This window comes from Mycobacterium sp. ACS4331 (assembly GCF_001667265.1).
In the GTDB taxonomy this organism is placed as follows: domain Bacteria; phylum Actinomycetota; class Actinomycetes; order Mycobacteriales; family Mycobacteriaceae; genus Mycobacterium.
In genome coordinates this window covers 85,202-106,208 of record NZ_LZHW01000031.1, presented here as the reverse complement: position 1 = coordinate 106,208, position 21,007 = coordinate 85,202, and the positions used below count along the sequence as shown (strand labels likewise).

General features: G+C 67.7%; 16 protein-coding genes, 1 tRNA gene and 1 pseudogene. 6 read left to right on the top strand and 12 right to left on the bottom strand.

Annotated elements, in window-relative coordinates; translation table 11 throughout:
- Positions 1 to 80: 80 nt before the first annotated feature.
- On the bottom strand, positions 81 to 848 hold the full coding sequence (locus A5727_RS08575) for a nitroreductase family protein (protein ID WP_082949677.1): 768 nt from the start codon (positions 846 to 848) through the stop codon (positions 81 to 83).
- Positions 849 to 858: 10 nt separating this feature from the next.
- Positions 859 to 1,509, bottom strand: a complete 651-nt coding sequence (locus A5727_RS08570) for an HD domain-containing protein (RefSeq protein ID WP_068247597.1) — start codon at positions 1,507 to 1,509, stop codon at positions 859 to 861.
- A 90-nt stretch (positions 1,510 to 1,599) separates the two neighbouring features.
- Here A5727_RS08570 and A5727_RS08565 point away from each other — a divergent pair, with 90 nt between their 5' ends.
- The gene (locus A5727_RS08565) at positions 1,600 to 2,589 is read left to right on the top strand and encodes a GlxA family transcriptional regulator (protein ID WP_197507618.1); all 990 of its coding nucleotides are present in this window, start codon (positions 1,600 to 1,602) and stop codon (positions 2,587 to 2,589) included.
- Positions 2,590 to 2,859: 270 nt separating this feature from the next.
- A complete protein-coding gene (locus tag A5727_RS08560) occupies positions 2,860 to 3,930 on the top strand; it encodes a pirin family protein (protein ID WP_068247593.1) in 1,071 nt (356 codons plus the stop codon).
- On the opposite strand, the gene A5727_RS08555 is transcribed toward A5727_RS08560, so the two are convergent.
- The gene (locus tag A5727_RS08555; protein WP_068247588.1) at positions 3,923 to 4,168 is read right to left on the bottom strand and encodes a hypothetical protein; all 246 of its coding nucleotides are present in this window, start codon (positions 4,166 to 4,168) and stop codon (positions 3,923 to 3,925) included. The two genes, A5727_RS08560 and A5727_RS08555, sit on opposite strands and share 8 nt — an antisense overlap.
- 224 nt (positions 4,169 to 4,392) lie before the next feature.
- Between A5727_RS08555 and A5727_RS08550 the strand changes: the two genes are divergently transcribed.
- Entirely contained in the window at positions 4,393 to 5,196 is an 804-nt protein-coding gene (locus A5727_RS08550; protein ID WP_082949676.1) for a M15 family metallopeptidase, read from the top strand.
- A 43-nt stretch (positions 5,197 to 5,239) separates the two neighbouring features.
- On the opposite strand, the gene A5727_RS08545 is transcribed toward A5727_RS08550, so the two are convergent.
- Positions 5,240 to 6,373: a PDR/VanB family oxidoreductase gene (locus A5727_RS08545; RefSeq protein WP_502687666.1), complete on the bottom strand. Its 1,134-nt coding sequence runs from the start codon at positions 6,371 to 6,373 to the stop codon at positions 5,240 to 5,242.
- Complete coding sequence (locus A5727_RS08540) at positions 6,366 to 7,274, bottom strand: metal-dependent hydrolase (protein ID WP_068247585.1); 909 nt, start codon at positions 7,272 to 7,274, stop codon at positions 6,366 to 6,368. The genes A5727_RS08545 and A5727_RS08540 overlap by 8 nt, the downstream gene beginning before the upstream one ends.
- Before the next feature lie 257 nt (positions 7,275 to 7,531).
- On the opposite strand from A5727_RS08540, the gene A5727_RS08535 reads away from it, so the two are divergent.
- On the top strand, positions 7,532 to 8,371 hold the full coding sequence (locus A5727_RS08535) for a glycoside hydrolase family 16 protein (RefSeq protein ID WP_068247582.1): 840 nt from the start codon (positions 7,532 to 7,534) through the stop codon (positions 8,369 to 8,371).
- 147 nt (positions 8,372 to 8,518) lie between these two features.
- On the opposite strand, the pseudogene A5727_RS28090 reads toward A5727_RS08535, so the two are convergent.
- Both A5727_RS28090 and A5727_RS28085 read right to left on the bottom strand, forming a co-directional pair.
- A pseudogene (locus A5727_RS28090) lies at positions 8,519 to 8,701 on the bottom strand (nitroreductase family deazaflavin-dependent oxidoreductase); the annotation flags it as partial.
- Positions 8,702 to 9,102: 401 nt separating this feature from the next.
- Complete coding sequence (locus tag A5727_RS28085) at positions 9,103 to 10,302, bottom strand: ABC transporter substrate-binding protein (protein ID WP_231991995.1); 1,200 nt, start codon at positions 10,300 to 10,302, stop codon at positions 9,103 to 9,105.
- Between the two features lie 559 nt (positions 10,303 to 10,861).
- Here A5727_RS28085 and A5727_RS08510 point away from each other — a divergent pair.
- Positions 10,862 to 12,361 carry an Eco57I restriction-modification methylase domain-containing protein gene (locus tag A5727_RS08510; RefSeq protein WP_082949674.1) on the top strand — a complete coding sequence of 500 codons (1,500 nt, stop codon included), beginning with the start codon at positions 10,862 to 10,864 and terminating at the stop codon, positions 12,359 to 12,361.
- Positions 12,361 to 13,305 carry a BsuBI/PstI family type II restriction endonuclease gene (locus tag A5727_RS08505; RefSeq protein WP_068247576.1) on the top strand — a complete coding sequence of 315 codons (945 nt, stop codon included), beginning with the start codon at positions 12,361 to 12,363 and terminating at the stop codon, positions 13,303 to 13,305. The genes A5727_RS08510 and A5727_RS08505 overlap by 1 nt, the downstream gene beginning before the upstream one ends.
- A 638-nt stretch (positions 13,306 to 13,943) precedes the next feature.
- Here A5727_RS08505 and A5727_RS26855 read toward each other — a convergent pair.
- From A5727_RS26855 to A5727_RS28360, 5 genes are all read right to left on the bottom strand, one after another.
- The gene (locus A5727_RS26855; RefSeq protein ID WP_082949694.1) at positions 13,944 to 14,126 is read right to left on the bottom strand and encodes a helix-turn-helix transcriptional regulator; all 183 of its coding nucleotides are present in this window, start codon (positions 14,124 to 14,126) and stop codon (positions 13,944 to 13,946) included.
- 117 nt (positions 14,127 to 14,243) lie between these two features.
- Positions 14,244 to 15,524 (bottom strand): tyrosine-type recombinase/integrase, encoded by a 1,281-nt coding sequence (locus tag A5727_RS08500; protein ID WP_068247573.1) that lies wholly within the window; start codon positions 15,522 to 15,524, stop codon positions 14,244 to 14,246.
- Positions 15,525 to 15,627: 103 nt separating this feature from the next.
- Positions 15,628 to 15,701: transfer RNA gene (locus A5727_RS08495), tRNA-Leu, on the bottom strand.
- Positions 15,702 to 15,730: 29 nt separating this feature from the next.
- A complete protein-coding gene (locus A5727_RS28520) occupies positions 15,731 to 16,048 on the bottom strand; it encodes a hypothetical protein (RefSeq protein WP_502687665.1) in 318 nt (105 codons plus the stop codon).
- Positions 16,049 to 16,257: 209 nt separating this feature from the next.
- A complete protein-coding gene (locus A5727_RS28360) occupies positions 16,258 to 20,742 on the bottom strand; it encodes a hypothetical protein (RefSeq protein WP_068247570.1) in 4,485 nt (1,494 codons plus the stop codon).
- Between the last annotated feature and the right edge of the window lie 265 nt (positions 20,743 to 21,007).

Here is a 21,007-nt window from a genome sequence, read left to right as displayed (position 1 = left end):
CCGTCGTAGTGCCTGCGGTCCCCTACCCCCCTCGCAGGCTATGTCGCCGGCCCGCGGAATGGTCCCGAACGCGAGAGTGGTCAGATTCGGCTCACGGTCATCGGAGGGCGGGCGCTCACTAGGGCCTCTGCCGCCGGCCCCGGACCTGCCGTCGTCCCCGGATCAGCGGTCGTCTCACCCTGCGGGGGCCACAAGGGCTGCGGCACCTCGACACCGAACGGCGCATCCCAGCGGTTGCGGGACGAAACCTCCTGCACTGGGCGCCGATTGGCTGCCACCCCCCACTTGCCCCGCGGGTACCCCAGGGCCAGCATCGCCGACATTTTCCAGCCCTCCCCGGTGGGCACCTGCAGCAGCTCGTTGACGCGGTCTTCGACGTTGCGCAGCACCATCGTCATCACACCGCCGACGCCCTCGGCCCGGGCCGCGAGCAGCAGGCTCCAGATCGCGGGGTAGATGTTGGCGCCGCCGAGGTCGTCGATCGCGAACACGAAGATCAGCAGGGGCACCTCCTCGAAGTGCTCGGCCAGGTGGTCCCCGGACCCCTTGATCCGGCGCATCGTCTCGGCGTGGGCGGCCGAGTCCGCCCCGGGTGCCGGTGCGGCCATCGGACCGGCGCCGTTCTCGAACTTCTGGTATTCGATCTGGCGGGACTGCCGGAACAGGCGGGCGAACTCCCGGATGAGCGCCGGATCGTCCACCGCGACAAAGTGCCAGCGCTGGGTGTTACCCCCGTTGGGGGCACGCACGGCCGCGTCGAGCATGCGGGCCTGGGCCTCGAGCGGAATCGGATCCGGCCGCAGCCGTCGCATCATCCTGGTGGTGTAAAGGGCTTCATGGATGTCCATCGTCGTACTCCTATTCGGGCCAGCTGTTGGTGACGATGAGGTCGACGAAGTCCTGCCGTTCGAAGGTGGGGTCGAAGTGCGCCAGCACGTCGTCGTTCATCGTCCCGAAGGTGGTGTCGGGCCGGTGTTTCATACCGTCGTTGAATGCCGCCAGGATGCGGTTCTTGAAGTCGGGCCGGGGGTGGGCGGCGGTCACCGCGGCGATGGCCTCCGGTGCGAGCTCGTCACGACCTGCGCCGAGCACGTCGGTCTCGACACCGGCGATGACCAGCGCGATCTCCGGCTCCAGGAGCTGCGGGACACCCGGGGTGGTGTGCAGTGCGATGCCCAGCCACACCTTGCGCGCATCGGCGGCGTCGACGCCGTGCTGCAGCAGGAAGTCGCGTGCCGCGTTGGCGCCGTCGACTTCGAAGCGCAGCTGCGAGGTGCGGTAGCGCTCGGTCAGGCCCAGATCGTGGAACATCGCGGCGACATAGAGCAGTTCAAGATCGGGCTGCAGGCCCAGGCGCTGACCACGCAGCGCACCGAACAGGTACACCCGGCGGGAATGGTCGAACAGCAGATCGTTCTCGGCGTCGCGGATGAAGTCGGTCGCCTCACGCACCAGGGCGCTGTCGGGGATCGTGATCCCGGCGATCGAGTGGATGGATTCGGTGCTCATGATCAACCTCCGTGAAGTGGACTCGTACGTTCGAGTCAACGCAGGTGGGGGTTGGTTCACCTACGGCTATTGCGCCGTGTGACCCACAGAATGCGACACAATGGCGCTGTGACAGCGGGGGGACGCTCGCGGGTGGTGGTGCTCGTCGTCTTCGATGACGTGACGCTGCTGGATGTCGCCGGTGCGGGCGAGGTGTTCGCAGAGGCCAACCGGTTCGGCGCCGACTACCGGATCAAGGTCGCGTCGGTGGACGGGCGCGACGTGACGACCTCCGTCGGGATGCGGTTGGGGGTCACCGACAGCATCGGGTCCATCGAGTCCGCCGACACGGTGCTGGTCGCCGGCAGCGACGCCATTCCCGCCCGGGCGATCGATCCGGCCCTGGTCGAGGCCGTGAAGTCCTTGGCCGGGCGCACCCGGCGGCTGGGGTCCATCTGCACCGGGTCGTTCATCCTGGCGCAGGCCGGCCTGCTCAGCGGCCGGCGCGCGACTACGCATTGGCGCAGCACCCGCTCGCTGGCCCGGGCCTTCCCCGACGTCACCGTCGAACCCGACGCGATCTTCGTCCGTGACGGGCACGTCTTCACCTCCGCCGGAATCTCGTCGGGCATCGACTTGGCGCTCGCGTTGGTCGAAGAGGATCACGGCCCCGACCTGGTGCGCGATGTCGCCCGCTGGCTGGTGGTCTATCTCAAACGCGCCGGCGGTCAGTCACAGTTCTCCGCGCTGGTCGAGGCCAACCCGCCACCGCAGTCCGCGCTGCGGGTGGTCACCGAGGCGATCGCCGCCGATCCCGGTGGAAACCACAGTGTGCGAAGCCTTGCCGCGAGAGCCTCCCTGAGTACGCGTCAGCTGACCCGGCTGTTCAGGGCCGAGTTCGGCATGACACCGGCGGACTACGTCGAGATGGTCCGCATCGACGTCGCCCGTGCCGCCCTGGACGCCGGCCGCACCGTCAGCGACACCGCGCATCTGGCGGGATTCGGCAGCACCGAAACCCTTCGGCGGGCATTCGTCGAACACCTCGGCGTCCCGCCCAAGGTGTATCGGGACAGGTTCGGCAGCGCCATTCGGACGTGAGGACGCTGGTTTGGTGACGTTCGGGCGTAGGTGCTTTCGTGTCCGCGCGCACGCAATGGTCTGTGCGGTGCCGGGATTCGGTTGGACGCCTGCGCCGACCAGACCGGAGCCCGCCGGCGACACGCGCACCTCAACTCGCTTGGCCTGACTGGTGAATATCGCTTGGCGCACAGCCGATATCGGCATTCACGCATGTCACGGCCTCGGGAATACGCCTCCGACATCCGCCGTTATATGCATAACTCTGCATGAATTAGGGAAGGGAGCATTATGACGACGAGCAGCACCACCACGCAGTCAACCCGAGGAACGATCGTTGAGCTGGGCAAGCCCTGGCGTGGCGTAGGACCGTTCCTGTTCGCCAGCAGGCACGTCGACAAGTACCCCCGCGGCAACGCGCAGGGCGGTCCCGCAACCGGTCTCAGCGGGCGACCGCTGGGCAATGACTTCAACCACCCCTCCGGGTGGAGCATGTATCACGGCGATCAGGTGCCCGGCTTCCCCGCGCACCCGCACCGCGGGTTCGAGACCGTGACGATCGTCCGTCACGGTGTCGTCGACCACGCCGACTCAACGGGCGCCGGCGCGCGTTACGGCGACGGCGATGTCCAGTGGGTGACCGCCGGCCGCGGCGTGATCCACTCCGAGATGTTCCCCCTGCTCCATCAGGACGCGGAGAACCCGTTCGAGCTCTACCAGCTGTGGCTGAACCTGCCCGCGCGCAACAAGGACGCGGCCCCCGAGTTCACCATGCAGTGGCATGAGGAGATCCCCGTCGTCGTCTCCGGGGGCGCGAAAGTCACCGTCATCGCCGGCGACTTCGACGGCACCGCACCGTTGGCTCCCCCGAACGCCTCGTGGGCCGCGGATCGTGATTCCGATGTCGCGATCTGGTTGATCGACCTCGCCGCCGGCGCGTCGATCGAGCTCCCGGACACGAACTCCGACGCCACCGAGCGCCTGCTGTACGTCCACGGTGACGCTGCGGCGTCCGTCTCCATCGACGGTTCGTCGGTGCGTGACGGCCAGGGATTCGCCCAGACCGCCCGGGGTCGCCTGACGCTGTCCACGGCGCAGGCCCCGGCCACCGTGCTGGTGCTGCAGGGGGTGCCGATCAACGAGCCGGTGGTGGCTCATGGCCCCTTCGTGATGAACACCGAAGCCGAGATCCGGCAGGCGTTCTCCGATTACCGCCGCGATCAGTTCGGCGGGTGGCCGTGGCCGGACAACGCCCCCGTGTACGACCTCGACACTCCTCGGTTCGCCAAGTTCGGCGACGGACGGGTCGAGCACCCGGCCACGGAGGCACCCGGTGTCCACGCCCCCGGTGATGTCAGCTGACGAAGACGTTCTGGTGGGCGACGCGGCGCTGACCGTGGTGGCGCCACTGCTGGTGCGAGTGGCCCTGCCACGGGGTGGCCTTGGTGGCGGTCTGGTGGTGCTGCGCCGAGGCGCTGATCGAGGTGCTGGTCGCTGAACCGGTGTCGGCACTGGCGCCGGAGGCGACGCCCAGCCCGATCAGGACCGGGGCGGCCAGCAGGGCGGTGGAGGCGGCGATGCGGCGGGTGATGGCGTTCATGATGAGTTCTCCTCTGTTGCTGAGCTTTTCAATTCTGCGGCCGGTGTGTTCCGGCGATGAGATAAGAATGCCCCGTGCCGAGGCGGACGTCTGTCAGTCGGCCGGTGGATCGGCGGGATGAACTCGTTGTCCACCGATCGGCGGACAGGAGGCCGCTGGCACCACAATCGCGGCGCGCGGCACGCCACCACGCGCCTTCTACGGGTCGGTGTTGAAATAGACGAATGCGATTCCTCCTGAAGGTGGCCGCTGTGGCCGCGGCTGTGTGCATGGCCACCGTTGCGACTGGGCCGGGCGCCGCGGCGCAGCCGGACCCGACCGCACCACCGGAGTTCGTCTCGCTCAGCGATGTCGATTCCACGATCCTGATGGACATCCGCTACGCCACACCACACAACTTCACCGGTGACCCGGTCGACGGGTACGAGGCACCGATGTGCCTTCTGACCCGTCCGGCGGCCGACGCCCTGCACCGCGCGCAGCAGGAGTTCCTGGCACAGGGCTACTCCTTGAAGATCTACGACTGTTATCGCCCGCAGCGCGCCGTGAACGAATTCGTCAACTGGGCAGCTGATCTGGCCGACCAGCGGATGAAAGCAGAGTTCTATCCGCGAGTGGACAAGGCGCGGTTGTTCGACGACGGCTACATTGCCGACAAGTCCGGGCACAGCCGAGGCAGCACTGTGGACCTCACCCTGGTCCGCCTGCCGGCGGCGCCCACCGCGCCCTACACCCCTGGCCTACCGCTGGTGGACTGTGCGGCACCGCAGCCCGAACGCTTCCCCGACAACAGCATCGACATGGGCACCGGCTACGACTGTTTCGACACCCTCTCGCACACCCTGGACCCCCGGGTGCAGGGCGAGCAGCTGAAGAATCGGCTGCTGCTCAAGGAGGGCCTCGAACGGCAGGGCCTGCAGAACTACGAATTGGAGTGGTGGCACTTCACCTTCAAGCCCGAGGCGTTTCCGGACACGTACTTCGATTTCCCCGTCGCGCCGACGTCGCTGAGCGACCAGGTGTCGTGACCTGAGAGGTGGTCGCCGGAACCGACTCCTCGGCCGTGGACGGTCAGATGTCCAGGGTCAGCCGACCGCCCAGGGTGGCGGCGCGGGAGACGCACACCAGCATCTGGCCGGCGTCGCGTTGCCGGTCGGTGAGGGTGTGGTCGCGGTGCTCGACGCGGCCGTCGAGCACCCGCTGTACGCAGGTGCCGCAGAACCCCTGTTGACAGGAGTATGCGATGTTGGCCCGCGCCTCGCGCAGGGCGGCGAGCGCACTCTGGTCCGCGGCGACCTGGACGATCACGCCGGTTCGGGCCAGTTCCAGCTCGAAGGGATCGCCGTCGACCACCGGCAGCGGCGAGAACCGTTCGATGTGCAACTCGGCCTCGGCGGGCACACCGCGGCGGACGAGTTCGATCAACGGTGTTGGGCCGCAGACGTACACCGCTGAGCGGGCGTCCACCCCGTCGAGAAGTTCTGCGGCCGTGGGCAGCCCGTGCTCGTCGTCGGTGCGCACCCGCACCTTCGATCCGAACGCGAGGACCTCGTCGAGGAACGGCAGGCTGGCCAGGTGCCTGCCGAGGTAGTGCAGCGACCACGGCACCCCGAGCCTGTCGGCGCGCCGGACCATCGGCAGGATGGGCGTGATGCCGATGCCTCCGGCCACGAACCGCAACCGATCGGCCTTGGAGCCCGATCCGGGGGCGGGCATCAGGAACCCGTTGCGGGGCGTGCTGATCTCCACCGTGTCCCCGACAACCAACTCGTGCATCTCGATCGATCCGCCGCCGCCCCGGGGGATGCGTCGCACTGCGATCCGGTATTCGTGCTGCCGCGCCGGATCCCCGCACAGCGAGTACTGACGAATCCGTCCGGACGGCAGGTGAATGTCGATGTGGGCTCCGGCGTGCCACCGGGGTAAGCCCGCACCGTCCGGGTCCACCAGGGTCAGCTGGGCGACGGTGTCGTCGCGCGCCACGATGCGCCGCTCCGCGATCCGCACCGGCCTGCGGTTTCGCACCTGCGGGAGGGCCGGCAGTTCACCGTCGCCTCCGAGTGCCATGACCACCGACACGAAGTGCGGGACCGCCGCCCCGGCGATTCGGGTCAGCAGATCTGGGCGCGACGAGCCGTCGAGGGCGGGTGGCGGCGTACCGGAATAGGGTTTGAGCAGTCGCGACAGTCGGCGACGCTCAGCCATGGGCGCGCGCCGCCGGCGAGGTCGCGAGATAGGCGATCGCCTGCGCGGTGCTGGCCTCGTTCACCGGTTCGTAGTCGCGGCGCAGCATCCGCGCTGCGGATGTGAGCAGGTAGCCGAGGGGCGGAACACTTCCGCGCCGGGCCGAGGCGCGCAGCTTCCACAGCAGCCGCACATATCCGAGGTTCGGCAGCGCCGGGTCCTGCCGGACAAGGTACTTCGTGCCGCGGAACACCATCGCGAAAGCGCCGGCGGTGACCAGCGCCCCCGACAGCGCCTGCGCGACATAGTCCATGGCGAAGTACTTCGCGACGTTGTAGGAGACGTGCCGGTGTTCGACCTCTTCGGCCCCGTGCCACCGGTAGAAGTCGGCCATCACCGGGTCCACATCCAGGTTGTCCCAGGTGTTGTTCAATGCCCAGTGACCCAGGATGCAGGTGAAATGCTCTGCGCCACAGAGTATATGGGTGGCCGATGCGATCGCCTTGCGCCGCTTGTTCGGTCCGGCGGCCGCGACGCGTTGATCGTAGAGCGACACGATCCAGTCGACCTGGCGGACGAAGGGCCCGGGATCGATCCCACGTTGCTTGAGGTAGTCGACGAGCACCCGCTCATGGGTGCTGGCGTGCACCGCCTCCTGGCCGATGAAACCGATGATCTCTGCGCGGACGGCGTCGTCGCGGACGTACTCCATTGCATCGACGAGCACCTTGCTGAACCACCGCTCCGCGGCGGGAACGATCAGGTTCAGCGCGGTGACCGCGTGCGAGCCGTACGGGTCGCCGGGGATCCAGTGCAGCGGGCACTCGTCCCAGCGGAACTCCACCTCACGGGGACGCAGGGCGACTTCCTCGGGAGCGAACTCGTCCGGTGCGCTCCGTGCCGTCGATCGTTTCGTGCCCATGTGTGAATTCGCCCCCTGGTCCGAGGGTGCCACACTGCGCGTCGATCCGACAGAAGTCCACGTCAGCACGACGCATCCCGCGGCGCTTCGAGTGTTCACCGTGCTGTGAGCAACGTGTGCCGGTCACATCGTCAGGGGCGGTCCGGGCCGGATCCGAGCAGGTCGAATCCGATCAGGACTACTCAAGATGAGTGATCCGGATCCCCGCGGTGCAGGGCGGAGCCCAACCCGGGCAGTCAGGGCTAGTGTGGTCTGGCATGGCCGAGTTGGACCGTCGAAGCATGCTGATGTTGTCGGGTCTGGGCGTGATGGCGGCGGCACTGCCTGCCACGCAAGCGCACGCCGTCCCGATCAAGCCCCAGACCCCGCCCGTTCCGGCGCCGGAGGCGCCGCAGGCGGCGATGAACTACCTGTTCGTCGACGAGTTCGACGGGCCCGCGGGCTCGGCGCCGAGCTCGTCGAAGTGGACCATCGCTAAGGCCCGCGAGACCATCAAGGACCCGACGTACTGGGAGCAGCCCGGCCGCATCGGCCAGTACCGCGACGACCGCAGGAACGTCTTCGTCGACGGCGGGTCGAACCTGGTCATCCGCGCCACCAAGGAGGGCGACACCTACTACGCCGCCAAGCTGGCCAGCGTGTGGGAGGGCGGCGCCGGACACACCTGGGAAGCCCGGATCAAGTTCAACTGCTTGACGGCGGGCGCCTGGCCGGCGTTCTGGCTGGGCAGCCTCGGCGAGGGTGAGCTCGACATCGTCGAGTGGTACGGCAACGGCAAATGGCCCTCGGCCACCACGGTGCATGCCAAGTCCAACGGCGGCGAGTGGGAGACGCACAACATCGCCGTGGACAACGCCTGGCACACGTGGCGCACCCAGTGGGATGCCGACGGCGCCCGCTTCTGGCGGGACTACACCGAGGGCGCGCAACCCTACTTCCAGGTGGCCGCGAGCCAGCTGCCGGACTGGCCGTTCAACCAGCCGGGCTACACGATGTTCGTGGTGCTCAACCTCGCGGTCGCGGGCTCCGGCGGAGAGGACCCCAGCGGCGGCACCTATCCGGCTGACATGCTCGTGGACTGGGTGCGGGTCTGGTAGCTCGGCTGCCCTGACGCGGCTACGGGAGCGCCTGAGGAGTCACCAGGAATGTCTCCCCGGCGGCCCGCTTGAGGTAGCTGTTGAATGCGTCGGGCGTGAGCATGCCGGCCAGTGAGACCTCTCGGCGGAGACCATCGCCAGTCTTTATCCGATCAGAATCGCGAAGCCGTCTCGCGTCTTGAACACCAGCAGCGGCGTTCGAAATCGGTTGCCCGACTTACGCCCGACTGGCTCGAGCGCCGCCAGTCCCGGAAGCCATGGTGTGAGCGAGCGCCCCAACGGATTGGTGACTCGCCTGTTGAAATGCGCCACATGCAGAGGCACTCGCATTCTTGGACTATAAGTCCGAATGAGCGACGCTAGTGCTCCACGTCGGACGCGAATTCACCGACCACTGGTCGCAGCCGCGTCCACCGTCGCCTCGACTATGTGAATGACGTTGTCGCGCGCCGTGAGTGTCAGCACGCCAACCAGTCGGCGGCGGAGGAACGCGAACACCACCGGCTGTCCGACCGGTGCGCTGACCAGCGTGCCCCGCGACAGGAACCGGAGAAGCGTGGGCTTTGCGAAGCGTTCCGGTAAGGTGCAGGACGGCACGTCGGACGAGTTCGCTGCGCTGGCAGGCAGACTCGCGGTGTTCCGGTTCGACCCGGAGGACTGAGCAGCGGCGGTTCGGTGGACCCTGACGACCACGTCGCACAAGGCTCAGCTTGGGAATCGGACGGTCCGCGTCACTGACTCCCCGTTGGCATGTTCGCGAGCTCGACGGCTCGACTCAGCGTCTGTCGGTCGACGACGTCGGCAGCATTCATCGGTTGGGTGAGGACGCCCGACTCGTTGGCGATGTCGATCATGAACTTCACGTCGTTGTCGGAGAGTCCGCCGTCGTCCGTCCAGAACGGATATCGCTGGATGAGTGCGAACAACTCTCTGAGTGATTCTTCGGAAGGGGGTGTTTCGACGTATTCGTCGACCGCGCTTTGATAGAGGGCGAAGTCGCTTTTCAGTGTCTTCATCGCGCGCAACGTGGTGGCGCAGTACCTGGCGGCGAGTTCGCCGTTCTGTGCGAGCCAATCCGTACGGGCGGCCTGGGCTACCTTGATGAATCCGGGGGCATTCTCATAGAGGGTGGCGATCAGCACCGGTCGGTCCACCGATGCCTGCGCGCCGTCGTACTGCGGTTCGTGAATCACCGTCGCATCGAGCTCACCGGAGGCCCACGCAACCGTTCGGGCGCTTGAGCTTTCGATGATCTGCTGGTTCGGAATCTCGTGGATGTCGCGGTGTTCGCCGATCCCGCTCAGCAGCGCGTTGAGCACGATGGCCCCAGCGCCACCCGGGCTGTCGATACCCACCCGGGTCGACGGTTCGAACAGCTGACTGGCGTTGTTCACACCGTTGGCGCCGGCCAGGACGAAGTCGTCCATGCTGACGTATGGGCAGAACACCTTGACGTCCTCTCCCCGCTCACGTGCGTCCAAGATCGCGGAGAACGACGTCGCCATGACCTGAGCCTCGCCGCCGAGCAGGGTCTGCACCGCATTGGTGTGGTCATCGAATTTCATGACGTTCGAGTCGACGCTGAGCGCCAGCCCGAAATCGCCGCCGTAGCGGTCTACGCCGTAGACCAGCGGGATCTGCGACGCGTGTGGCTGCGCGCCCAACACGATGCGCAGCGAATCCCCGCTCGGCTCGGCCGGTTCGGCTGAGGCGGAGCCACAGGCTACGAGTGTGAGCGCGCTGACGATGCTGACTGTGGTCACGCACGTCGCTCGCCGTCGACGGTTCTGGATGGACACGCGCCCTCTCATTCTGATTCTTCGCCGGTTTGTCGAGCAGGTGGGTGTTGTGCGGACTCGCAGTTGCAGACGCCCGATGCCTGGATCGGGGTCGAGCTGACCATACGCGGACGTGACCAGGCCGGAGCCCAAACGCGCAGTTCTGAGCGGCAGAGCCGGCGGACGGATCGCTCGGGGCGTTTCGTGGGTCACGGTGACGTTGACTCTCAACGGGATGAAATGCGGTTCCGTGGAGCCGATGACAGGGATCGAACCCTAAGGCGACGCCCGAGTGCGCCAGTTGTCAGCCCAGCCATTCGCCGCGGAACGCTTCTAACAGGTCATTTCCAGTGCCCCCAGTCGGACTCGAACCGACACTTGGCGGATTTTAAGATCGTCCAGTCCGCGTTCCCGCTGGTGAGGGTCCGTCGCGGGTTCCTACGGAAAATGCGGGTTGTTCGTTCTAACCTCTTGCAGCACAGGAGGTTTCTTCCGTGAATACTTGCGAGTGCTCGATGTCACTAATGGGTGCCGTGCGGACTGCGTGCGGACTGGCACCTGCCTGCGAGACCCAACCACACAGCATGGCAGCGCAGCGCGGTTGCTACGGAGCGCGCATCACATCTTCGACGGTTGCATCACCCGGGAGAAGTTGGCACCGGAGGCGAGCCGTGTTCCCAATGTGTCATACACCTGCACTAACGTCAGCGGGGTGGCAGCCGACCTTCTCGAAATGGCAGAACAGCACCGTGTGGACGCGCTCGCGGCGCTGGACCCGAAGACCCAGGACAAGCTGGGGCAGTTCTTCACACCATCCCGTGCGGCGGTGCTGATCGCATCAATGCCACGACTACCTGAAACCGGCATCATCCGCGTGCTGGACCCTGGCGCGGGGTCGGGTTCCCTGTCGGCGGCCCTGGTGGCGCGCGTGCTGATCGAGCGCCCAGACCTCTCCGTACACATCGTGACTGCCGAAGCCGACGAGGGTGTGCTCCCCTACCTCAGCAAGACCCTGGACGTGTGCACCTCAGCGGGCAACGGCAAAATCACCTACGAGATCGTGGTGGGGGACTTCATCACCGAATCGACGGGGTTGGTGCCGGATGCACGGCTGCGCGACTTCGACATCGTGATCCAGAACCCGCCGTACGCGAAGCTGGCCGCCTCCTCAGCACAGCGCGAAGCGGTGCGCGAGGTGGGTGCCGACGCACCTAATCTGTACGCCGCGTTCTTAGCGTTAGGTGCCGCCGCGCTCAAGCCTGGCGGGCAGTTGGTTGCGATCACGCCCCGCAGCTTTTGCAATGGTCCCTACTTCGGGCTGTTCCGTTCGTTCCTGCTGGACCGCGTCGCATTGGACCGCATTCACGTCTTCGAGTCCCGTAATACGGTGTTCGCCGACACAGGCGTGCTGCAAGAGAACGTGATCTTCTCAGGCACCCGCGACGGGAACCGCGACGAGGTGGTGCTGTCGGTGTCTGTGGGGCACACCGACGAGGTGACGGTGCGGAGTGTGCCGTACACCGACGTGGTGCACCCGACTGATCCCCAACGGTTCATTCGGCTGACAGTCAACGCTGAGGACACCGCTGTGGCTGAACGGATGATGTCGCTACCTGCCACGCTGGCTGACATGCGGGTCACCGCCAGCACGGGCAAGGTGGTGGACTTCCGGTCCCGTGCATGCTTGCTTACGGAACCTACCGACGGCGCGTTGCCTCTGGTGTACCCAGGCAACTTGCGTGGCGGGGTCATCGAGCACCCGCGCGAGATCCGCAAGCCGCAGTGGTTCCAACCGCACAGCGACAAGGACACCGCGATGCTGGTGCCCGAAGGTTGGTACTGCGTGGTCAAGCGGTTCTCGTCCAAAGAGGAGCGGCGGCGCATCGTCGCCGCAGTGTGGTCACCCGAACGTATCCCCGGCGCGGTGGCGTTCGAGAACCACCTCAACGTGTTCCATCACAAGGGCGGTGGGCTGGATCGAGACCTGGCTCACGGGCTGTGCTGGTGGCTGAACTCGACATTGGTTGACCAGTTCTTCCGTACCTTCTCGGGGCACACCCAAGTCAACGCCACCGACCTACGCACCCTGCGGTTCCCGACCGCCGACGCGTTGCGGGAGGTAGGACGTGACGCCCCGACTACACTGCCCGACCAAGAGAACATCGACGCGCGCATCACTAGCGTGCTGGACGTAACGGGGAGCGCTGCCTGATGGTCACACCTGCGGACAAGGTTACCGAGGCACGGGAACTGTTAGCGGCATTCGGGATGGATGACGAACGTTCCAACGAGCGCAGCGCCATGACCTTATTGTCGTTGCTGTCCCTGGCACCCGATGACCCGTGGTCCTCGGCGTCGAACCCGATGCTGGGCACCCGCGCCATCATGGACTGGATCAGAGATCAGTACGGCGTGGACTATAAGCCGAACACCCGCGAGACGGTGCGCCGGTTCACTCTGCACCAGTTCGCCGATGCGCAGCTTGTGGTTCAGAACCCTGACCAGCCCGACCGCCCGGTGAACTCACCAAAATGGAACTATCAGATCACCGCCGAGGCGCTGGAAGTGATCCGACTGTTCGGCACGCCTGGCTTTGAGTCGGCGGTGAAGGGTTACCTCGAGGACCTGCCCGGGTTGCGCGAAGCTTACGCGGCAGCTCGGGAGATGAACCGCGTTCCGGTGTTCCTGCCCGACGGAGACACGGTGCAACTGTCGCCCGGCGGCCAGAACGTGCTCATCAAACAGATCGTGGACGAGTTCTGTGCCATGTTCACCCCTGGCGCGGCGGTGCTGTACATCGGAGACGCGAGCGACAAATGGGCGGTGTTCGACGAGAATCAGCTCGCCGCGCTCGGTGTCGAGGTTGATCAGCACGGGAAGATGCCCGATCTTGTGGTGTACATGGCGGACAAAAACTGGCTGGTGCTGATCGAGGCGGCAAGCACTCATGGACCAGTGGACGCGAAGCGGCATCGAGAACTCGCGAAGCTATTCGAGGGCTGCACTGCGGGTCTGGTGTACGTGTCGGCGTTCCCCGACCGTGCCGAGATGCGCAAGTATCTGACACAGATCGCTTGGGAGACCGACGTGTGGTGCGCCGACGATGCCACCCACCTGATCCACTTCAACGGCGAACGGTTCTTGGGACCGTACTGAGCTGAGGACAGCACCCGACGAACGCGGTGGCGGTACCCAGCCCCCTGGGGGGTGCCCCCATTGGCACCCACTCGTCCGGCCTCATACAGCCAGCGTCCCTTCTCTCTCAATAAATCGGAGCGGTAGATAGTCATAGAGCGCGTAACCAACGCCGCGGTTCGAGGGCCTAAGGGTTGGCTCTCGGTGCCAATGACTTTGGCATTCAATGCCAAAGCGCGCGACATGAGACCCGGCTCTGTTTATGCCACACGTACTAAGTTCGACGAACCTGTCCGCCGCCCCATATGCACTGCGCACTTCTCGTACACGCTGCCCAATCCCCCCTCGATTGCGTGCGCAGGCACAACGAGACACCGCGAGTTCGATTCAACCGCTATCCACCCGGCATCTTTAGCGCGAGCAATGGCACGGCTAATTCTGTCTGCGGGCACGTAAGTCCAGTCGTCGCCCGGCTTACCTAAGAGATAAGCCAATTCACGATTCTTAGCAACAAAATTCGCGTGCCCATTGCGGCGATGACATGCGAATGCCAGCGCGGCGACGCGCTGCCACAACGGCAGGCTCGCGTCGGCCGCGACCTCTTCCCAGAAAGATTGTCGATGCATGGAGAACGGATTTTCCCTACTCATAACCGAGCCCTAAGCCGCGAACTGTTCATCAAGCCACGCTTCCACATCGGAGCGCCTGTAGCGCAGAGCTTTTCCGATCCTGGCCCCCTTTGGCCCCTTACCGACCTGCCGCCAGTAGTACGCGGTTGATTCGGAGATTCCCAGTTCTTTACACAGATCGGTCAGAGTCATCAGTTGTTGCTGTTCATGCATGACCAAAACCGTAGGCGGAAATTCGCGAAAACCCGGATTTTGTCCGAGAAGTCGGACACACTCATAGAGGAATTGGGCGGCTACCTGCGGATGTGGTGTCCGAAAACTCGGACAGTCCTACGACTCGGAGGCGGTGGCCTTTTCCATCGCAGCCGCGAGGTCGCCGAAGTCATCCGGCAGCATGTGGCTGTAGACGTCCATGGTGGTTGTAGCGTTCCGGTGCCCGAGGAGCTTCTGCACCGTCACCACGGACGCCCCCGCCGCCAGTGCCAGCGATCCGGCAGTGTGCCGCAGCGTGTGCGGTGTAACGCCCTCCAACCCAAGATGGGCAACGGCCTTATCAAACTTCCACCGGAACCGGCCCAGCGTCATAGCACCTCCACCAGGCCCCGAGAAAAGGTACTCAGACGGATCGCGGCCTGCGACGATGACGGCGAGTTCGTCAGCAAGTGCCGTCGTGAGGATTGGGACGGCGCGCCGTTGGTGAGTCTTAGTGTCCCCCTCGACATGGCCCAAGCGTTGAACGTGAGTGATCGACTTAGACACCATAATCCGGCGGCGCTCGATATCCACGTCCTCGACTCTTAGCGCGATGCACTCGCCGAATCGCAAGCCCGCGTAAGCCAAGAACCGCACCATCGTTCCCAGATCGCCGCTAGCGTCGGAAAGCTGTCTGACTTGGTCATGGCTAAGCGCTAAGTCTTTACCTTGGGGCTTACGCGGCAATTCGATGTTGTCAGCCGGATTCACGGCGAGATACTTGGCACGCACCGCGTACGAGAGTACCTGTCGCACAACTTGATACGCTTGAATCACCCGCGCAGCGGATAATCCCACCTGCCCGCCATCACCCTTAGGAGCACTGTCACGCTTAGCTTTCCGAGCAGCGGGGTCGGTCGATAGCCAGTTGACCCAGGCTTGGAGCCGCTCATGGTCAATGTCGCGAAGGCGCTCGTTGCCCCATTTGGGCAGGACCACGACGTCGAGCAATCCTCGGTAACCCGCAACCGTCTTAGGTGCCCGGTTAGCCGCCTTAGCGCTAAGCCACGCTTCTGCCACAGCTTTGAACGTGATCGCAGAGCGCTGCGGATCGGCGTACGTGCCGGTGTTGAGCGCGGTCGTGGTGCCGTCGATGTGCCGCTGCGCGTCCGCTCGCTTGTCGAACGCTTTGGTTCGTTCCTGGCCGTCGTGGTCAACCCACCGGGCGAGCCACCGCTTGCCCTGGCCATGACGCACCGTGCAGACCATCGTGCCCGACGACCTGCCGTGCTTTGGATCTGTACACCAGACCGGACCAGGCATTTGATCGGCGGGCCAGTTGACCTCTTCACCACGGCGGGGTGGCCGATGCCAGCGGTCCTCAACACCAGCTCGAACATTGCGCTTCACGGTCGCCATAGTCCGCAGTGTAAAAGAATCCTGCGGACTGTGTGCGGACTGGGGTCACTACACAAATCAGTGCTTCTGAGCCTAGACCATCTCTGAACTGGACCTTTCTCCGTGCCCCCAGTCGGACTCGAACCGACACTTGGCGGATTTTAAGTCCGCTGCCTCTGCCAATTGGGCTATGGGGGCGTTGCAGGCCAGAGCATAGTTCAGCCCGTTCAGCCTTCTTCTGACGTCCTGAATACCGCAGTGTTATCGATGGCCTTGCCCAGAGCATCGACGACACCACTCAAATCGTCGTTGAGAAGATGGCCGTAGCGGTCGGCGTCATCGCGGCGGTTGCACGCCCAAGCAGTCTCTGCGCCCTTGACGGTAGCGCCTGCACTGATTGCCAGTGCCGCCGTGGTGTGTCTCAGGCGGGTGCGCTCGTCCGCAACAGCTTTCACCGGTAAGGGCATCGTGGAGTCGGCGATCGACAGAGAGCGCCCCAGCTGTCTCGAACAAGACTCGTAGTCAGTCGATTTCAGGCTGAACACTCTCCCACTTCGGCAGCAACACAGTGTCGAGCGAAGAGCTCCACCCGGCAACGGTTTTCGGCTTTCGGTGCTGGCTGGTTGCGAACCACTGCGGCCACCGACCCAAACGTCTCCGAACTCTTCCGAGGATCTACATACTCACCGCGCTGAAGAGCGGCGGTCAGCCCGTTGAGGTATGCCTGTGCGTTGCGCGGAGTTCACCTTCCCGGTCAGCCGGGCGTACCGTTCGCGCCCCGATAACCCGACTGACCGTCCGCACCGGGAGCGCCGGTCGGCCCGACGTCGTCATGAACCCCGCCGGCCGCACCGCCCACGCCGCCGGCGCCGTCGCTCCCGGCCGCGCCACCCGCGGTGCCGTTGCCGCCGCTGCCGCCGGCACCGAACAGCGACGTACCACCGTCGCCACCGCTGCCGCCGTTGCCGCCGTAACCGCCGTCGCCGCCCCTTCCACCGGCACCGCCGTCAGCGTCATTGCCATTGCCGCCGGCACCGCCATCGCCGCCGTCGCCGCCCGCACCGGCGCCGCCGGCGTCGCCGCCGTCGCCACCGGGTCCGGCCTCGGCGTTGCCGCCGCGACCACCATGACCACCGTTGCCGCCCCAGCCGCCCTCGCCCCCGGTATTGCCGAGGCCACCGTCGACGACGCTGATGTAGTCGTCACCGCCGCGGCCACCGGTGCCGCCGGTCCCGCCGGCGCCGCCCGTGCCACCCGTGCCGCCATCGCCTGCGGCGCCGTCTGCCACCGCGCTGCCGCCGGCACCGCCCGCTCCTCCGTCGCTACCGTCGCCGGCGTCGCCGCCCAGACCCCCGATCTCGGCCACGACGGTGCCTCCTTGCCCACCGACACCACCGTTGCCGCCTCGGCCGCCGTCACCGCCGGACCCGCCCGTGCCGCCGTCGCCGCCGCCCAGTGCCGCGCCACCGGCACCGCCGTCCCCGGCGGTACCCGCGTCGCCGCCAGCCCCGGCGTGGCCACCGAGGGCTCGACCTTCGGGCCTGCCGCCTTCGCCGGCGAGTCCGCCGTTACCGCCGACGCCGCCTGCGCCGGCGTCGCCGCCTTCCCCGCCTGCCCCGGCGTTCCCCGATCCGTGGGCCACGCCACCGGCTCCCCCGGCGCCGCCGTCGCCACCCGCTCCCGCGACACCACCGCGACCGCCGGCACCACCGGAAACCTGGCCCTCGGGGGTTTGCCAACCCTGACCGCCGCTGCCGCCCAGGCCGCCGCTTCCGCCGACAGCACCTGCGCCGCCTGCGCCGCCGACACCGCCGTTGCCCGACCCCAGCGCCGCACCACCGGCACCGCCGCTACCGCCGCCTCCACCGACAGCGCCGTCACCGCCGGCGCCGCCGGGCATGCCCGTGTTTCCGGCGCCGAACAAGCCCTCGCCCGACCTGCCGTTGCCGCCGTTGCCGCCGTTGCCAGCCGGGCCACCTGCCCCGCCGCGACCGCCGTTACCCCCGTCGCCCGAGATCGAGCCACCCGTGCCGCCCGCTCCGCCATTCCCGCCGACCCCGCCGGCCGTACCGTCGCCGCCGCCGGCGCCGGCCCCGTCGGGTCCGCCCCCAACGGCACCCTGACCGCCGACAGTGCCAGCCACGCCGCGGCCGCCGTCGCCGCCGTTGCCGCCGTTGCCGACCGACCCGCCGTCGCCGCCGTTGCCGCCGTGCCCGCCACTGCCCATCGAGCCGTCGCCGCCGTCGCCGCCGTTGCCGCCGCTCGTCACCTGGAGACCGTCCGCGCCCCTGACGCCGGCACTGCCGCTGCCGGCATAGCCACCCGCGCCCGCCGCTCCGCCAGCGCCGCCTTCTCCGCGCGTGCCCGGGTCGCCGCCGTCGCCGCCGTCGGCACCGTCACCGACGAGCGCGTTGCCCCCTCTGCCGCCGTTGCCCGGCGTGCCGGCGTTGCCGCCGGCCCCACCCGCGCCGCCGTCACCGTTGCGGCCCGCCTCGCCCGACCCGCCGGTTGCCGTGCCGCCACCGGCGCCACCCCGGCCGCCCATGCCGCCGTCGGCCCCGTTGCCGCCGTTAGTGCCGTTCCCGCCTGCGCCGGGAGGAAGAACGACGAAGGTGATGACGTCGATGGAACCGTTTGCGCCGTTGACGCCGTCTGCTCCGGCACCACCGTGCCCGCCGGCGCCACCGGTCCCGCCGCTCCCGCCAACGCCGCCGTCACCGGAGATCGAGCCGCCCAAACCGCCCGCGCCACCGTCGCCGCCGTGCCCGCCGGCAGTGCCGTTCCCCGCGGGGACGACGCCCGCGGCGTTGGATCCGTTGGTTCCCGCGACGCCCGCGCCGCCGGCGCCGCCCGCGCCGCCGTTGCCGATCGCGCCGCCGTTACCGCCCGCACCGCCGTCACCGCCGCTGGCCCCGGTGGTGGTGGGGCTGTATCCGGTCCCGCCGGCCCCGCCGCTGCCGGCCGCGCCGACCACCATCGCTCCGTCGCTGCCGTCAGCACCGGCCTGCCCGGTGCCGGACGCTCCACCGGTGCCCGCTGCCCCGCCCGCTCCGCCGGCGCCTGCCGCGCCGGGATCGGCGCCGTCGCCGCCTCTTCCGCCGTTGGGTCGGCCGGTGTCACCGGCTGCCCCTGCCCCACCGTCGCCGGGGGTGCCCGCAGCACCGCCTCGACCCCCGGACCCGCCGTCGCCGTTGGCTCCCGCCAGGCCGTGCGCGGCCGTACCTCCGTTACCACCGTCGCCGCCGGCCCCGCCGGAGCCGCCATCACCGCCCCGACCGCCGTTGCCGCCGATGCCGCCGTCGACCCCGGCCACCCCGAGGGCGCCGGTGATCCCGTCACCGCCGCGGCCACCATCGGCGCCTGCTCCGCCCTTGCCGCCGGCCCCGCCGTCACCGGAGACCGAGCCGCCTCGACCGCCGTCACCGCCCGCACCGCCGCTGCTGCCCGCGGTGCCGCTGGTGCCCGCAGCACCCGCGACGGCCCCGTCGACACCCTCGACGCCGGCGACGCCCGCGCCGCCGGCACCGCCCGCACCGCCGTTGCCGATCGCGCCGCCGTCGCCGCCCGCACCACCGTCACCGCCGTTGACGCCCGCGACGGTGGAGCGGAAGCCCGATCCGCCGTCGCCGCCGTTGCCGACTGGACCGACCACCGCTTCGCCGGCATCGCCGCGCGCACCCACCGTGCCGCCGCCGAACCTGCGAGTGCCTGCGGCACCGCCCAACCCGCCGGCGCCCGCCGTGCCGGGATTGCCACCGCTGCCGCCCGCACCGCCGTTGACGATCAGTGCGCCACCGGCCTTGCCGTCGCCGCCGTCGCCCGGAATGCCCGCATCGCCACCCCGGCCGCCGGCACCGCCGTCACCGTTGGCGCCCACCGACGCGAACAACCCGCGCGCCCCCGCACTGCCACCGGCCCCGCCCACACCGCCCGCTCCGCCGCTGGCGCCATCGCCGCCTCGGCCGCCCGCACCGCCAGTGATCGTGGCGTCTGCGCCGTGAACTCCGTTGCCGCCCCTACCGCCGATGCCGGCCGCACCGCCGTCGCCGCCGGCACCGGCATTTCCGAACAGCAGGCCGCTGTGCCCACCGGCTCCGCCTGCGCCGCCGTCCCCGCCGGCGACACCGTCGGTGCCCGACGCACCCGCTGTAACACCGTCTATACCGTCCGCACCGTTGGCGCCTGCGCCGCCGGCACCGCCCTTGCCGCCGTCACTGAATATCGACATCAGTCCGGCGTGGCCGCCCGCACCGCCGGCGCCACCATTTCCGCCGTTCACACCGGCGACACCGGCCGCGCCGGCGCCGCCCGCGCCACCGTCGCCGAACAGCAGGCCGCCGTTGCCGCCACGGCCGCCCGCGCCGTTGTTGACACCGATCTCGCCCGCCCCGCCTGCGCCACCGTGACCGAGCAACCCGGCGTTGCCGCCGTTGCCACCGCGAAATCCACTGCCGCCGTTGCCCAATAGCAGACCGCCCCGGCCGCCGGTGCACACCGTGCTCTGCGGGCACGTGTCTGCGGTGTAGCTGAAACCGGTGCCGATCAGCAGACCCGCGTTGGGACGATCAGCGGTGCCGTTGCTGATGAACACTTCAAGCATGGTCCGGATCGCGGCAGCCGGGTCGGGCGGCAGGGGCGCCGCGGCGGGCGCCGTACTACGGAACGCCGCCGGGATTCTGGTGTCCAGGGCTGCGCGGGAGGCAAGGTCCGCCAGTGTCGTGCCGGCTTCCGAGTCGGCGGCGACGCGCGCACTGCCCTCGACCTGCCGCGACTGAGAGGCTGCCTGCACGGCACTCGGCGATTCCGGCGTCGGTGATCCCGAGCGCTCGTGTGCGGTAACGCCTTTGGCGGTCGTCGCGGCGCCGTGAGAGGTTGTGGAACCGAAGTCCTCATTCGACATTCGAGAGGACTCGGGTCGAGACGCGCGTCCCCGTCGCTTCAACTGCTTCGAATCGTCGTCCTTCGAACGGAAACCAGGCCCGCGCCGCTTCTCGTCGGTGTTCTCGGCTTCGGCGGCAGTCTCCTCGGAGTGAGTGCGTCCCCTGGCGGGTCGCTTCTTCGCCGTCCCGTCGTTCCGCGCCGACCGATCGCCGTCAGCGGACGCGGCGGTCTCGCCCTTGGCCGATTGTGATGTCGCCGCGGAATCCGACGTCGATTCGGCCTGCGCCATACCGGCGCAGGCGATCATCGCTGCACCCAACCCGACGGTGACCGCGCCTGCTCGCAACCAGTCCGACACGGGGAGAACGCGAGGAGCGGTCCCATGATGTCGATTCTGGTGCCTGCCGCTCTTGCGATGCCTACCCGCCACGGGACCCTCTCTTACGACACGGAATCGGGAGGTTCTAGCCGTGTCCCCCAGCGAGCCATGCCGGTTACGAGATCTGAGTGACGTCCTCCAGAGAGGTCAAGTTAGCAAGAAATTCGAAAATGACGGTCAAAATGGTCTTTCTGCGCACGTGACCCGATCCGTGTCGCCTTCCAGCGGATGAAGCCAAGCGACC

Excerpts from the sequence above, each read along its gene's own strand:
- A5727_RS08535 (WP_068247582.1), top strand. The coding sequence starts at position 7,532 with ATGGCCGAGTTGGACCGTCGAAGCATGCTGATGTTGTCGGGTCTGGGC.
- A5727_RS08565 (WP_197507618.1), top strand. The coding sequence starts at position 1,600 with ATGCGACACAATGGCGCTGTGACAGCGGGGGGACGCTCGCGGGTGGTG.
- A5727_RS26855 (WP_082949694.1), bottom strand. The coding sequence starts at position 14,126 with ATGCATGAACAGCAACAACTGATGACTCTGACCGATCTGTGTAAAGAA.
- A5727_RS08575 (WP_082949677.1), bottom strand. The coding sequence starts at position 848 with ATGGACATCCATGAAGCCCTTTACACCACCAGGATGATGCGACGGCTG.
- A5727_RS08540 (WP_068247585.1), bottom strand. The coding sequence starts at position 7,274 with ATGGGCACGAAACGATCGACGGCACGGAGCGCACCGGACGAGTTCGCT.
- A5727_RS08555 (WP_068247588.1), bottom strand. The coding sequence starts at position 4,168 with ATGAACGCCATCACCCGCCGCATCGCCGCCTCCACCGCCCTGCTGGCC.
- A5727_RS08505 (WP_068247576.1), top strand. The coding sequence starts at position 12,361 with ATGGTCACACCTGCGGACAAGGTTACCGAGGCACGGGAACTGTTAGCG.
- A5727_RS08550 (WP_082949676.1), top strand. The coding sequence starts at position 4,393 with ATGCGATTCCTCCTGAAGGTGGCCGCTGTGGCCGCGGCTGTGTGCATG.
- A5727_RS08500 (WP_068247573.1), bottom strand. The coding sequence starts at position 15,524 with ATGGCGACCGTGAAGCGCAATGTTCGAGCTGGTGTTGAGGACCGCTGG.
- A5727_RS08560 (WP_068247593.1), top strand. The coding sequence starts at position 2,860 with ATGACGACGAGCAGCACCACCACGCAGTCAACCCGAGGAACGATCGTT.
- A5727_RS08545 (WP_502687666.1), bottom strand. The coding sequence starts at position 6,373 with ATGGCTGAGCGTCGCCGACTGTCGCGACTGCTCAAACCCTATTCCGGT.
- A5727_RS08570 (WP_068247597.1), bottom strand. The coding sequence starts at position 1,509 with ATGAGCACCGAATCCATCCACTCGATCGCCGGGATCACGATCCCCGAC.